We start from the raw sequence: 13,639 nt of genomic DNA, 5'->3' as shown, positions 1-13,639 counted from the left end.
CAATAAATTTACTTTCGAGTAAATAGGTCCAGATAAATCCTTCCATTATAGTCTAATATGGTGTTTTCGCCAAAAAAAATAGCTAAAGTTCCTTTGCAATAGTTACTACATATCTACATATATAGTGACGCTAAAAACCCTTGTTGGTGTTGCCGTTAGTAGCCGGATAACCGAACTAAGTTGGGTGTAATATTGGGGGATGTTACGAAACTTAAATTTTTGGGTGTATAAAGACTCTACATCCAAAAGATCGTTCTGTTCTCATAAGCATTTATACTTAATTTGAACTGAGATTAATCTTCAATATTTTCCTTGGTAGCGCGTTTATCTTTGAATTAGCAGCTTAACCTGAATTCAAATTCAGGTAGGAATAGTACCATTAGATCAAAAGCTATTGATAAGTCTATGTTGTTGAAGCAGTATTTTACCCAAATCTTCCCGCTCTCATAACAGAAACCTCTATATCCTATATGACGAGGAGGCTTCTACACTAATAATATTATAAGTCATTATTGAGTTCCAAGAAAAAGTATTTGAAATGTGTTTTTGTTTACGTCATTGATTATAGTTACTGAATTTCATTAATAATTATCTTGATTAGTTTTTTGAAAGCCTATCTTTCAGAATCAATTGACACAACAGCCCTTGTATTAAATAAGAGTAGAACTTACGCAAAATCTCTTTGAAAGCCTCTTTGCTTTGTGTCCTTTGTGTCCTTTGTGGTTTGTTTTTCCGTTACTAATGCGTAATTCCTGAAGATAATTATTTAGTTTTAAAATTAAGATTTACGGAGTAAGGATGTAAGAGTCTAAAGACAAATCTTAAACTACACTCCTACATCCCTAAATCCATATAATCCCTATATCATACTCCCTGTAACTGACCCTGACCAAAAAATTTGGGAGGTTCAGCCAGAGTATAGACTTGAGTTTCTGTAGCGATCGCTCTTCTCAGATGCAGTGGCAAATGCAGCATACCTAAAAGCGCGATCCCATCAAACATTCGGAACCCACCACTAGTTTTTGTCTGCAACAGCAAATCTACCTTTTCTGGGTCAGGTCGGGTATTTATCTCTAGCTGGGAAGCTAAGATAAAACCCCAGGGTCTGCCATAGGTACAGGTGTGACTACTGTAGGACTGTACGTTAGGAAAAACCGCATTCAGAGTTTTTGCCAACCTCGCATGGAGATTTAATTCTCCTGGTGATACCGGGCCTGCTTGGACTACAAAAAACCCGTTCGGTGATAATACGCGACTGGCTTTTTCAAAGTATTCTTTAGTGAACAGTTGAAATGATGGTCCTGACTCAATCGGATCACTAAGGTCAGAGATGATTACATCCCATTTCTCGTCAGTGGTATCCAAAAAGTCAAGCGCATCCGCAATTACCACATGTAGGCGTGGGTCATCAAAGGCATTTTGATGCATTTCGCTTAGGTGTTGCTTGCAAGCTTCCACCACTTCGCCATCAATGTCAATCATCACTACTTTGTCTACAGTCTGCCATCGCAGAACTTCCCTAGCTGTAGCTCCCTCGCCACCACCAAGAATTAGTACCTTACGTGGTGCGCCATGAAAAATCATCGCAGGGTGAACCAAGGGCTCATGGTATAAAAACTCATCCCCAGTACAAGATTGCCACTTGCCATCCAGGACTAGGGCTTTGCCGTAGGTTCCTGTTTCCACAATGTACATCTCTTGATATTCAGTTTTCTGGTAAGCAAGTACCGCCGTTACTCCATGAGCGTAGATATCCCAAGGAGTTATGTACTCGTTTACCCAAAAATCTGCACCTACTTCGCTACCTGGCATAAGATTATTCTCTCTACTTCCAATATCATGTATTTACCAGTAGGGTCTGTTCCAACTCTTTAATTGTTGGTTGAATAGTCGGTGAAAACCTACCACGAGGAAGTGTCATGATTACATGCCTAGTGGCTTGAAAAGCCTCTATAAGGTATTCGCAAGCCTTCTCCGGTTTTGTATGTTGACCACAGGTAAACACATCTACTGCTATGTAGCCGTTTTCTGGCCAAGTATGAATCGATATGTGAGATTCGGCTAAAAGTGCCAATGCGGTTACTCCGTAGGGTTCAAACTGGTATGATACCTCTTTGAGCAGAGTAGACTTTGCTGTCTTAGCAGCTGCTTGCAAAGCCTCTCTAATGAACCCGATATCATTGAGTAAATCGATTGGACAGCCGTAAAGTTCGAGAATGCAGTGTCTGCCAACAGGAACCGAAGATAATTCCTCGGGGGGGTAAGATTGCTTTTCCAATTCTTCCACCTTTACAACAACTAACGAGAAATCAACCTCCAAGATTATTTTGCTATTTCTTGGAATTTAAAATCGCTGCAAGACTAGAGATTCTTATGCTTTTATGCACAGACCTACAATTATTACATAAACACAGAAATAAGTGCAGAAATTTTTAAGATTGCCACAGGATGAGGGTTTGGGGCGTGAAGGTACGCGGGAGACAGGGGGAGACAAGGAAAAGGGGACAACGGGGGAGGATAAATAATGATTATTGATCTTTGACTGTTGACTATCGACCATTGAACAACAATCAACCAGTAAAGAGCATAAACTACAATTTAGGTGTATATGAAATGTAGCAATAGAGAAATATGCTCTCTAAAACTCTATGCTTTTAGAACTGCAACAAGTTATCGTCAAACCAGGTCAACAAATGTTGCTCAAAGATATTAGCTGGCAGCAGTTAGAAAATATCTTAGAAGAATTAGGAGAAAAACGTGCAGCACGAGTTTCTTACAGCAATGGTTGGTTAGAACTTATGGTTCCTTTGCCAGAACATGAAAAAGATAAAGAAATTATAGGAGATTTAGTCAAGATTCTTTTGGAAGAATTAGACATTGATTTTGAGCCTTTAGGCTCAACGACTCTCAAGAATGAACTAATGAAGCAAGCCGTGGAACCAGATGCTTGTTTTTATATCAAAAATTGTGCTGCTGTGATTGGTAAAAAACACATAGATTTAAATATAATTCCCCCACCAGATTTAGCAATAGAAATTGATATTACTTCCCGTACTTACTTTGATAACTATGAAATGTTAGGAGTTCCTGAACTTTGGCGATATACACAGAATGGATTACAAATTAATCTACTGGAACAAGGAAAATATATAGAAGCTAATTTCAGTCCTAATTTTCCTAATATTCCTATTATTGAATTAGTGAATGAGTATGTCCAGCAAACTCTCAATGTTGGTAGAAGTCAAGCAATTAGAGCTTTTAAAAATTGGATAAAAAATAATTTATAAGTCGAGGAAATAAAAACCTCTTTATCTAATCCCTAATTTTCGTTACCCCTCATCCCCAGAGGAGATCCCACCTTCTCCATTTCCTACGGTGTAGGTGTGGCTGTATCGCTAGATGTAGGTGTCGGTGTTGGTTCGGATGTGGGAGTATCAGTTGGTGTCGGAGATGGGGTGGGAGTAGGATTTTCTACATTTAAAGTCAGTTGATATGAAAGGGGCTGCGAACTGCGTGACACAACTACAAACTCGTAAAATCCGCTTTCTGGAAGTTCCCCAGACCACGATCGCTTTTGCGAATCTTCCAAAAACAGATACTTCCCGGTAGGCGAATAAATTGACCACAAAACTTGAGGATTTGCTGCTAAGTTCACTTTCATTAACTGATTTTGGCGCAAATCAGCGATGAAAACTTTGCCTGCTGAACTTCTGAGATTACCGCTAACGGTTTTAGTAGTGGTATTAGGATCAAAATTAATCTTCCCGAAAGCACTTCTAGCAAGAATAGTGCTGAGTTTATCCGCAACAAAAGCGTGCCAAACTTGTCCGATGGGCTGATCGATAAAATTCTTGCTTTCCTGTTCTGGAAATTGTTGGAAGAATGCTGCATCTGCTAAATCATATAAAGCACGGCTAGATACATTGAGTTTGTTAACTTCAACTTTCCAGCGATCGCGATCGCCTCGTCCGTAGGTACCCAAATTTTTTCTGCTTTCTGAACTCAACAGTGTCAGTTTTTGCAATAATTGTTCAGCGGTTTTGTCCCATTGCGCCCGTAATCGTGTATCCTCTGGTTCATCTGTGAGGCTGCGTCGTTGCAAACTAGGATTATTCTCCCAAAATACTTGATTTACCAAACTTACATAAAAGTTTTCATCAATACCTAAACGCTGACGGCGATCGCGTAATCTTTCTTTGCGCGCCCGTTCTGCTGGTGAATATTTGGCCAGGGGATCAAGGGGTTGCTGGGTGGGGCTGAATGTTGGTGTTGGCTGTGGTGTAGAACCGTCCGAACCATCATCAAAACGTAATGAAAGCAAAGTGTTTCCTCCCCACACAGCAACAACAGCAGATGTTGTCAGTAATAAAAACACCACGATAATTTTCTCTGGTGTCCACCAGGTGGGAGATGGGGTGGGAGGATGGGGAGATGGGGAACTCGGGGCGACGGCGAGGGTTGCGGTAGTGGGTGGATTGGGGACTGGGGCGGGAGGTTGAGTGGGGGGATAAGTGGCTGGCGATGGATTGAGGGCTTGTAGGACTTGGCGAGCGCTTTGATAGCGTTGTTGTGGAACTGGCGAGAGCATTTTATCTAACACTGCTCCCAAAGTGGGACTGAGGTTAATTTCTCGTCGCCATTTCCAAGCCAGGGTGTAATCATCAATTAGTTCTGACGGTTGTTTACCTGTCAACAACACCAATGCTGTTGCTGCTAAAGCATACAGATCGCTATGAGGTTCTACTAGCCCTGTTTGCATCTGTTCTGGGGGAGCATAGCCAAACTTCCCCAGTAAAGTAGCTGCTGGTGTCACAGCAGCTGCGTTAGGTTGGTAATATTGGGAGACGACAACTGCTGCTACTTGTTTGACACCGCCAAAATCTATCAGGACTGGTAATCCCTCCTCAGTTCCCTCTGAGTAATGATTTAACCCTTCTTCAGTTCCTCCTTGGTAAGGATACCCCCCCTTAGCCCCCTTCCGGTTAAGGGGGGGTTTGGGGGGGTTTTGGGTCGAAGCATCAAGTTGTCAGGAGAGATATCGCGATGAATTACTCCTAGTGAGTGGATATACTCTAATACCGGTAAAATTTGCAACAATAGCTGAATGACTTCTGATTCTGTAAAGCGTAAACCTTTTTGGAGACGTTCATTTAGTAGCGAACGATAGGTTTGCCCTTCTACATAGTCCTGCACTAAAAATAAGTACTCTTTACCGTCAAAATTACTGCGAAATAGTTCGCGAAAACGCGGAATTTGGGGATGTTGCAGCTTGTAGAGAACAGTAGCCTCTCTTTGAAACAGTTCTTCTGCTTTTTTTAAAACGTAGGCTGTTTGGACTTGGGGAGAAAATTCTTTTAAAACACACAGTTCTCGGAAGCGGTTGATATCTTCAGCTAAATAAGTACGTCCAAACCCTCCTTGACCAATTTGACGCACAACTAAATAGCGATCGCCCAAAGTTTGTCCCGGTTGGATACCCTGATTTGCAGCATCCAGCTTTTCGCCGCAATGTAGACAAAAGCGACAACCAGGCGGGTTTTCATGTCCTTTGGAGCAATAAACGTTCATGGTCCTTTGTCAGTTTGTGTTATTAGTTGTTAGTTGTTAGTTGATTGGGGTTTTCCAACCAACAACCAACCACCAACTAAGAACTTTTGTGTTGTTAGTTGTTAGTTGATTGGGGTTTTCCAACCAACAACCAACCACCAACTAAGAACTAATTAGCAGATTCTAGTTTACTTACTTGATCGGCTGCGATCGCATACCATATCTGACCAAATGTATTCTCATCCAGTTTCGCATTTCTACCGCGTTGTCCCGGAAATAATCGGTCAAATTTTCGATTTGTTTCTCTCTGGAGTTCTTCGATTGTATAGTCACCGAACTCTCCGTTTTGGGCTTGCTGCTGCCAAGTTCGTAAATTTCGTCGGCTATAGGTTCCTAATTGACGACGGGCGTTGGTACTGAGTTTAGCTTGTTCTATTTTTTTTAATAGATCCTCTGCTGTAGAGTACCACTCTTGACGCAAAGCTTCATCTTTAGAGTCAGAGGTGAGGGAACGTCCTACAAGCTCTGGATTGTTAGTATAAAAAATTTGATCGACTGTTTGAATAAAAAATCCTTCTGGAATTTGTAGTCGGGTGCGGCGATCTAAAATTTGGCTGATGCGGGTTCCTTCTTTGTTACTAGAGTCCCCCACTGGTTTAGTAGGAGAATCGGAACCATCAGGTAATTTAGGGAGAGTGATCGTAGGAATAGTAATTGATGATACGCCTTGAATGACGGCACTTACTAGCGCCCAAGAACCGACAAAAGTCAAAGCAACTACAGTTGTGCCGATCATACTCATTGCGAAAGGACGCAGCCAAACGGGCATAGATAAAGTTTGGGCGATCGCTTGGGTTTTGTTATGGAATCTCGTAGCTAGCGCTTTGACACCTTTTCGCCCTGGTGCAACCACCATTGTTTTGAGTTTGGTGATGTGGGGATTGACAGCCGGAATAGGGATGGGCGATTTTAAATCTTTAAGGACTTGATTGGCGTTTTGATAGCGATCGCTTGGTTTATAAGCCAGCATTTTTTTTAACACAGCTTCTAGCTTGGGGTTGACTTTGATTTCCTTTCCCCAGTACCAATTACCCTGATAGCTATCATAAAGTTTTTGTGGTTCTTTTCCTGTCAATAATACTAGTGCCGTCACTGCTAATGAGTATAAATCACTACTAGGAAAAGCTTTCCCTTGGCGTAGCTGTTCTTCTGGTGCGTACCCTTTTTTACCTAAAATTGTGCGGATACCACCCATTTGGGTAAACCAAAAACCTTGAGAAGCTGGTAATTGTTTGACACCACCAAAATCAACTAATACTGGCAGTTGATCAGAACGTCGGCAAATCAAATTATCGGGAGAAATATCCCGATGAACTACATTTTGCGAGTGAATATAGGACAGCACAGGTAAAATTTTTTGTAGGAGTGTGATTACTTCCTCTTCGTTAAAACTTTGTCCTTTGGCAAGACGTTTTTCTAGCAAGTCCAAGTAATTTTCACCCTCCACATAATCTTGCACCAAAAAGAAAAAATCATGATTGCCTATTTTGGCTTGTAATGAAGCGTGAAAGCATGGAATTTGCGAATGCTGGAGTTTTTTTAATACACTCGCTTCGCGCTCAAATAATTCTTTAGCTTTTTTTAAATCTTGTTCTTCTTCTACTTGCGGAGCAAATTCTTTCAGCACACACGTTTTAGCAGATTGTTTTCTATCCTCCGCTAAATAAGTGCGTCCAAAACCCCCTTGTCCCAGTAACTTGATGATTTTATAACGATTAGCAATAATTTCTCCTTGATGAATAGGCAAAGGTTCACCACACTGAGTACAAAAACGGTTACTCCTATGATTGGCGTGTTGTTTACTGCAATAGACTTGCATGGTGCTGAAGAATTGGTAAAGGGTTTTATTATTAGCTACAACAAGGATAGCCGTGATTACGGAGGGATCGGGTATTGGAAGCAGGACAAGGGAGACATAGGAGATGGTTAACAATCAACCACTAAGACTAACTACTGCACAGACGTGCCATGGCACGTCTCTACAACAACCACCAACCAACAAAATACTATGAATACTGAATCACAACGCCAACGAGCAGCTAGCGTATATGCAGATTTTTTACATACTCCTTTAGATACACTTATACAACAGCATCTCAACACTGAAGGCGAATCTAGGGTTTTGTCATTATTTCATGATGTAGCTACTAGTGTACCTGCATATAAAAATTTCTTAGCAGAACAAGCAATAAATCCTGATTCCATCCAAACTTTTACAGATTTCCAAACTCTGCCATTGATTACTAAAGAAAATTATTTACTGCGTCACCCATTAGCAAACTTATGCCGCTACGGACAGCTCTCTAGCTGTGACATGATTGCTGTTTCTTCAGGTTCAACGGGAAAACCAACATTTTGGCCCCGTTTCTTCACCGATGAATTGCAAATTGCCACACGCTTTGAACAAATATTTCACGATAGTTTTGCTGCTGACACTAGACGCACCCTTGCTGTGATTTGTTTCACTTTGGGAACTTGGGTAGGTGGAATGTACACTACCAACTGCTGTCGCTATCTTGCTAGTAAAGGTTATCCAATTACGGTAATTACCCCAGGTAATAATAAGGAAGAAATTCTTCGGGTAGTACAGGCACTTGGTACTGCTTTTGATCAAGTTGTGCTATTGGGATACCCACCTTTTCTCAAAGATGTGATTGATACTGGTATTGCTCGGGGAATCGAGTGGCAGCAGTATCGAGTTAAATTGGTGATGGCAGGAGAGGTATTTAGTGAGGAATGGCGCAGTTTGGTAGGAGAAAGGGTTGGTTTTCAACATCTTTGCTATGATTCTGCCTCACTCTACGGCACAGCAGATGCAGGTGTATTAGGTAACGAAACACCCTTAAGTGTGTGTATTCGTCGTTTTTTAGCAGCAAATCCAGAAGCAGCGCGGACTTTGTTTGGAGAATCCCGTTTACCTACCCTTGTACAGTATGACCCAATCACTCGGTTTTTTGAAGTCAAAGAAGGAGCATTAGTGTTTTCTGGAGATAACGGTATTCCCTTAGTGCGTTACAACATTTTGGATACTGGTGGCATAATTACTTACGATGTCATGCTCAAGTTTTTAGCACAGTATAATTTTGATCCAGTAACTGAATTGCAAGCCCATGGTGGTAGGGGTGTGCGTCCTTTGCCTTTTGTTTACGTTTTCGGACGCTCTAACTTTACAGTTTCCTACTTTGGTGCAAATATTTACCCAGAAAATGTGACTGTGGGATTAGAGCAGCCCGAAATTAGAGATTGGGTGACGGGTAAATTTGTCATGCAGGTAAAAGAAGATGCAGACAAGAATCGATATTTATCTGTGATCGTAGAACTAGCACCAGGAGAAGAAGCGAGTGTTGCAAGAACGCAAATCGTAGCAGGTTCGATTCTCACCCAACTTTTGCGCCTCAACACTGAATTTGCTAACTACGTTCCCCCAGAGTACCAAACGCCACAAATTACATTAACGCCAACAGGCGATTCAGAGTATTTTCCAGTGGGGGTGAAGCATCGGTATACACGTAAGTAGTTGATGGTTGATTGTTGGTTGTTAGTAGTTAGTGGTTAGTAGTTGTTTACTACTCCTCACACCCCATCACCCCACTTTACTACTGAGGAGCTTGTAGTATTTGTACATGATTTTTATAAACAAACCAGGGACCAGTACTGGCATTTTCCTGATTTCGGCAACCACTGGCATTCTGTAAAGTTACTTCCCAGTAGTCTTGAGGATACTCGATGTTACCGAAATAAATAGAGTTGTTATTACGCTCTCGAATCGGTTGCAAACCTACTGGATTTCTGTATGATGAGATCGTAAATTCATCATTGAGTTCAGCGCGACACCTTTGTAAGTTTGATGTAATTTGTGGTGACTGCCTAAACCAGTTAACCCGTCTTTTGAAATAAGTACCTGCGGGTTCTGTCACTCGTATAAAAATTCTAGAATTAGTTTGGGAATATACGGTGTCGGAGTTTATTACACCCAATATTCCACACGCTACGCCAACATATAAAAGAAATCTTTGGAGATACAACCTAGTACTACGAATATTCATGATTGTACACAATATAATTACTGAGGTTAAACAAATTACTTAGTAAGTATTTATATCGTTAATATCACTGGACAATACTTTTTATATGCTTAACTGCTTAGCAGTGAAATCCTGAATTCAGGATTTATAGGCAGCACAGTAGATCCGAATATTTTTCATTGTCATCATTGATGAAAGGGAATATTGCATCAAATTTTAGCGATCGCTTCTTTATCGTTCCACTATCTGATGATATAAACTTTGTTCTATGCCCATGATTACTTAAGTAGTATGTGAATAACCTCAGAGGCAATATTAAGTATTGGGTTGACAACCGAGTCACAACCCTCCAGGCTTGTGGGTTATCTGTCACAAACATTTTTTGACCAGAACCCCAACTTTTTCAAAAGTCGAGGTTCTGGTCGTCAACACATTTGTGTCTAATTATTTTTTTACATTAACGTAGAAATAAGGAGGGGATATAAACTAAGTGTAAAACCCTAGTTACATCTATCCTCCTTAGTTTTCAGGCTAACGCTCTTACTGTATATCTCTCTTCATTTGTATACGCATAAATATACAAGTAACACAGTAATATTACTGATATTTACATTAAAAATATTAAGAAGTAGTAACGATTATCCTTATGCTATATGTAATTCACTTAACTTGACTTATGCCAAAGAATAAAAGTACAAGCTGTAAACACTAAAATCCAATGCCGTTTGAGACTTTTAGCAGCTCGTACCTGATACTCATGCAAACTCTTTAAGTCAGCAAACAGGAATAACGAGACTCAGGAATATAAAGCCATCGGTGCAAGCTTCTTTTGTTAGCTAATATTTTTCCTCTACGGCCAAGTTGTTCGCGTAGTTGCTGATTTTCACAGAGTTGGCGAAAAGCTTGAAATATTTCCAAACCAGAATAGGGATTGACAATTAAGCCGTTTTCCCTTTGACGGACTGTATCTGCGACACAACCAATATTTGAGGCGATTACAGGCTTACCAAAATATGCTGCTTCTAAGTAGACCATGCCAAAACCTAAGTGGCTGTTAGCTTTGCAATCGAATAAAGTCAGCAAAGCAAATATATCACAAGCTGCATAGTAACCAGCCAATTCCCGATCAGCAACATATCCAGCAAAATGTACCCACCGATCCAACCGCAGACGTTGCACCTGAGATTGTAGTTTTGACTCATAAGGGCCTCGTCCACAAAGAATATAGTGAACATCTAGTCCTAAAGTTAGCAGTAGTGGCAAATTATCTATGACCAAGTCAAAGCCTTTATATTTTTGTAGGCTGCCGACTGAAAGAATGACTACTGCATTTTCTGGAATATTGTGCCTATTGCGTACCCGTATACGTAAATCATCAATTGCAGTAGGAGTTGCAACGCCAAATTTTTTTCTTCTGACTACAGGATGGATGACGTGAGTTGGGGTATCGATTTCAAAATGTCTAGTCAGTAAATCTCTGGTCCAGCAGCTGTTACAAACAATACCTTCTGCTCTTTGCAAAGTAAATGCAAACAGCGATCGCATAATCGGATTACGTAAAGCACATAAAATATCATCCCCGTGCAGGTAGATAAAAAATCGAATAGGTAAAAGATAGCTTAAAAATAACAGTGAAATAAAGCCGTAACCGTGACCCCATTCAATGTAGCGGTAATGATAGCGAAAATAAAGTTTTATTGCTAAGATAGCTGACCAAACTGTATTTAGAAATGGTTGGAGGATATTTTGACTCCAACTATGACCCCAAGATTTGGGAGTTTGCCAACGATAAACAGGAAATAGTTGTGACTTATCAAAGGCTTTATCTCCTGCACAACTAGCGGTCAGAACAATAACTCTTTCCGTGTCTTGCAAACAGCGATTATATATATATTCCTCAATTCCGCCTTCCTTGGGTAGAAAAGTGCGGCATACGACAAGAATATTTGGAGATACAGTTTGTTCTGCAACCGTCGCCACCCTTGATGAAATATGTTCCATCAGAAATTTAATCTCAAGTGCTGTAACACAGTCAATTCAACAGTGCATTACACATTTTTAACACACTCCCCAGATTTGATATTCACTTTATGATTTAACTCTTAAGTATGCTTAGGAGAATTTGTAGGGCTGGGGTTTATAGTTGCGATCGCTATATCCCTAGCTGCATAATCGCAAAGAAATAGTGTAATGATGTACTCGGTATAGATGTATTCAGTAGAATAACTAAATACCATCAAAATGTTCTGCCAAAATGCCGAATCGTCAATTGTCTTGGTTAGTGGTTGATGGTTGGTTGTTGGTTGTTGGTTGTTGTAGAGACGTGCCATGGCACGTCTCTACAGTGGTTAGTAGTTAGTTGTTATTCCTCTACTCCCCATCACCCCACCACCACACAAAGTGGGAACCCCTAGCCCCCCATCTCCCCATCTCCAAAGATGTACGGTTATTGCGACCGAATTAGCGTAGAGGATAGCTGCGGACACAGGATAAGAAACGATAAATTTAATATGTAGCTTGTGATGAGAGCTACTTTCACTTTCACACTCTCTGTAGGGTATAAGCTAGCGTCACCAACCAAGCATGAAAAAATCCCACCTTTTTGGACAAATATAATCAATATCGTTTTTCAAGTGACTGTGTTATGCATAAAAAACTACAACAAGCCTTCAAACGGCTTTTAAAACCGCTGTTCGTCCTATTTTTGGTGTTCACGTTGGCATTGAGTCATGCTGATGGAGCATTAGCAGCCAGTGGAGGTCGAATTGGTGGTGGTTCTTTCCGAATGCCCAGCAGTGGTCGTGGCTACTCATCCCCCCGGACTTATGCACCTCCCGGTGGTGGATACTATCCTGCTCCTTACCCAGTTTACCCAGGTGGTGGATTTGGATTTCCTTTTGTAGTGCCGGTGTTTGGTTTTGGTGGTGGATTATTTGGCCTGTTGATTTTTTTGGCAATTGCTGGCTTTTTAGTCCAGTCTTTCCGCCGTGCTGCTAGTGGTGGTGATGAAGTTGGCTACAGCAGCAACCCTACAGTTTCCATTAGCCGCCTACAGGTGGGTTTATTAGCTAACGCCCGTGAGTTGCAACAAGAACTTAACTACATAGCCGAAACTGCTGATACTAATTCTCCTGAGGGTAGAGTTGAAGTATTGCAAGAAGCTAGCCTCGCTTTACTCCGCCATCCAGAATACTGGGTATATGCAGGTGGTGGTACTCAACAAGCGCGCTTAAATGCAGCAGAATCAACATTTAATCGTCTAGTATTGGCAGAACGTAGCAAGTTCAGCGAAGAAACTTTGTCTAACGTCAACAACCAGCTCAAAGAAGCAACTCGCAAACAGGCTTTACCATCTGCTGAGCAACTCGATAACCCAACTCGCCTAATCACCGAAGGCCCTGGAGAATACATTATTGTGACTCTCTTGGCAGCTACTCTGGGTAAATTTGAAATACCACAAATTAACAACGCCGATGATTTGCGTCAAGCCTTACGTCAAATCGGCAGCATCCCTGGTGAACAGTTGTTAGCCTTTGAGGTACTGTGGACTCCGCAAGCAGAAAACGATGTCCTCACTAGTGAAGATGTGTTGGCACAATATCCAGAACTGAAACTGGTTTAATTGTTTGTGTCAAGATAAAAGCAAAAATTAGCTGGCAATAGATTTAAGTTTCTGTTACCAGCATTTTTTGTTTGTATTTAGAGAACTTTATCAAATCCGGTTAATTGCTTACGATATCGTGTTTTGTCGTTGGTAATTGGTAGGGAAGATTGTTTTAAACCAATTACCGATTACCCATTACCTATTACCAACCCCGACGCGTAACATAAGTGTTTCAGCAGACACGATATTAATCCTCTAGTTCCTCTATTGTCTCTTCTTCAAAATTATAGGTATCGTGACCCACGATCTCAGCTATTTCTTCTTCTTCCTCTTCATCGTAAGCATAATATTCCTCTTCGCCTCGTGGTATTAATCGACCACTATCTCGCAACCATTCTAAAAA

10 protein-coding genes and 1 pseudogene are annotated in these 13,639 nt (G+C 41.0%); 3 read left to right on the top strand and 8 right to left on the bottom strand.

What is annotated here, in order from left to right:
- Window positions 1-864 precede the first annotated feature (864 nt).
- Both UYK_RS0115920 and speD read right to left on the bottom strand, forming a co-directional pair.
- Window positions 865-1,812: a fused MFS/spermidine synthase gene (locus tag UYK_RS0115920; protein WP_009454911.1), complete on the bottom strand. Its 948-nt coding sequence runs from the start codon at window positions 1,810-1,812 to the stop codon at window positions 865-867.
- Window positions 1,813-1,837: 25 nt separating this feature from the next.
- Entirely contained in the window at window positions 1,838-2,287 is a 450-nt protein-coding gene (gene speD / locus UYK_RS0115915) for an adenosylmethionine decarboxylase (RefSeq protein WP_009454909.1), read from the bottom strand.
- 361 nt (window positions 2,288-2,648) lie between these two features.
- On the opposite strand from speD, the gene UYK_RS0115910 reads away from it, so the two are divergent.
- On the top strand, window positions 2,649-3,287 hold the full coding sequence (locus tag UYK_RS0115910) for a Uma2 family endonuclease (protein ID WP_009454908.1): 639 nt from the start codon (window positions 2,649-2,651) through the stop codon (window positions 3,285-3,287).
- A gap of 83 nt (window positions 3,288-3,370) precedes the next feature.
- On the opposite strand, the pseudogene UYK_RS24305 reads toward UYK_RS0115910, so the two are convergent.
- Together UYK_RS24305 and UYK_RS0115900 are read right to left on the bottom strand one after the other, a co-directional pair.
- Window positions 3,371-5,568: pseudogene (locus UYK_RS24305) on the bottom strand (protein kinase domain-containing protein).
- 148 nt (window positions 5,569-5,716) lie between these two features.
- On the bottom strand, window positions 5,717-7,426 hold the full coding sequence (locus tag UYK_RS0115900; RefSeq protein WP_026086492.1) for a serine/threonine-protein kinase: 1,710 nt from the start codon (window positions 7,424-7,426) through the stop codon (window positions 5,717-5,719).
- A 189-nt stretch (window positions 7,427-7,615) separates the two neighbouring features.
- Between UYK_RS0115900 and UYK_RS0115890 the strand changes: the two genes are divergently transcribed.
- Window positions 7,616-9,124 (top strand): phenylacetate--CoA ligase family protein, encoded by a 1,509-nt coding sequence (locus UYK_RS0115890; RefSeq protein WP_016871751.1) that lies wholly within the window; start codon window positions 7,616-7,618, stop codon window positions 9,122-9,124.
- Window positions 9,125-9,203: 79 nt separating this feature from the next.
- Here UYK_RS0115890 and UYK_RS24295 read toward each other — a convergent pair whose 3' ends face one another.
- The 3 genes from UYK_RS24295 to UYK_RS26240 form a co-directional block, all read right to left on the bottom strand.
- Window positions 9,204-9,653 (bottom strand): hypothetical protein, encoded by a 450-nt coding sequence (locus UYK_RS24295; RefSeq protein ID WP_026086491.1) that lies wholly within the window; start codon window positions 9,651-9,653, stop codon window positions 9,204-9,206.
- Window positions 9,654-10,400: 747 nt separating this feature from the next.
- Complete coding sequence (locus UYK_RS0115880; protein ID WP_009454904.1) at window positions 10,401-11,633, bottom strand: glycosyltransferase family 4 protein; 1,233 nt, start codon at window positions 11,631-11,633, stop codon at window positions 10,401-10,403.
- Between the two features lie 101 nt (window positions 11,634-11,734).
- On the bottom strand, window positions 11,735-11,962 hold the full coding sequence (locus tag UYK_RS26240) for a hypothetical protein (RefSeq protein WP_146004492.1): 228 nt from the start codon (window positions 11,960-11,962) through the stop codon (window positions 11,735-11,737).
- A gap of 314 nt (window positions 11,963-12,276) precedes the next feature.
- Between UYK_RS26240 and UYK_RS0115875 the strand changes: the two genes are divergently transcribed.
- The gene (locus UYK_RS0115875; RefSeq protein WP_009454903.1) at window positions 12,277-13,254 is read left to right on the top strand and encodes a DUF1517 domain-containing protein; all 978 of its coding nucleotides are present in this window, start codon (window positions 12,277-12,279) and stop codon (window positions 13,252-13,254) included.
- A 229-nt stretch (window positions 13,255-13,483) separates the two neighbouring features.
- Here UYK_RS0115875 and UYK_RS26235 read toward each other — a convergent pair whose 3' ends face one another.
- On the bottom strand, window positions 13,484-13,627 hold the full coding sequence (locus tag UYK_RS26235) for a DUF3134 family protein (protein WP_235182342.1): 144 nt from the start codon (window positions 13,625-13,627) through the stop codon (window positions 13,484-13,486).
- Window positions 13,628-13,639 lie beyond the last annotated feature (12 nt).

It is taken from the genome of Fischerella thermalis PCC 7521 (assembly GCF_000317225.1).
GTDB classification, from domain to species: Bacteria; Cyanobacteriota; Cyanobacteriia; order Cyanobacteriales; family Nostocaceae; genus Fischerella; species Fischerella thermalis.
This window is presented reverse-complemented; position numbering and strand designations above follow the sequence as displayed.

What these genes read in the sequence shown, in the direction of transcription:
- UYK_RS0115920 (WP_009454911.1), bottom strand. Translation starts at nt 1,812, where the DNA reads ATGCCAGGTAGCGAAGTAGGTGCAGATTTTTGGGTAAACGAGTACATA.
- UYK_RS0115910 (WP_009454908.1), top strand. Translation starts at nt 2,649, where the DNA reads ATGCTTTTAGAACTGCAACAAGTTATCGTCAAACCAGGTCAACAAATG.
- UYK_RS0115900 (WP_026086492.1), bottom strand. Translation starts at nt 7,426, where the DNA reads ATGCAAGTCTATTGCAGTAAACAACACGCCAATCATAGGAGTAACCGT.
- UYK_RS0115890 (WP_016871751.1), top strand. Translation starts at nt 7,616, where the DNA reads ATGAATACTGAATCACAACGCCAACGAGCAGCTAGCGTATATGCAGAT.
- UYK_RS24295 (WP_026086491.1), bottom strand. Translation starts at nt 9,653, where the DNA reads ATGAATATTCGTAGTACTAGGTTGTATCTCCAAAGATTTCTTTTATAT.
- UYK_RS0115880 (WP_009454904.1), bottom strand. Translation starts at nt 11,633, where the DNA reads ATGGAACATATTTCATCAAGGGTGGCGACGGTTGCAGAACAAACTGTA.
- UYK_RS26240 (WP_146004492.1), bottom strand. Translation starts at nt 11,962, where the DNA reads ATGGCACGTCTCTACAACAACCAACAACCAACAACCAACCATCAACCA.
- UYK_RS0115875 (WP_009454903.1), top strand. Translation starts at nt 12,277, where the DNA reads ATGCATAAAAAACTACAACAAGCCTTCAAACGGCTTTTAAAACCGCTG.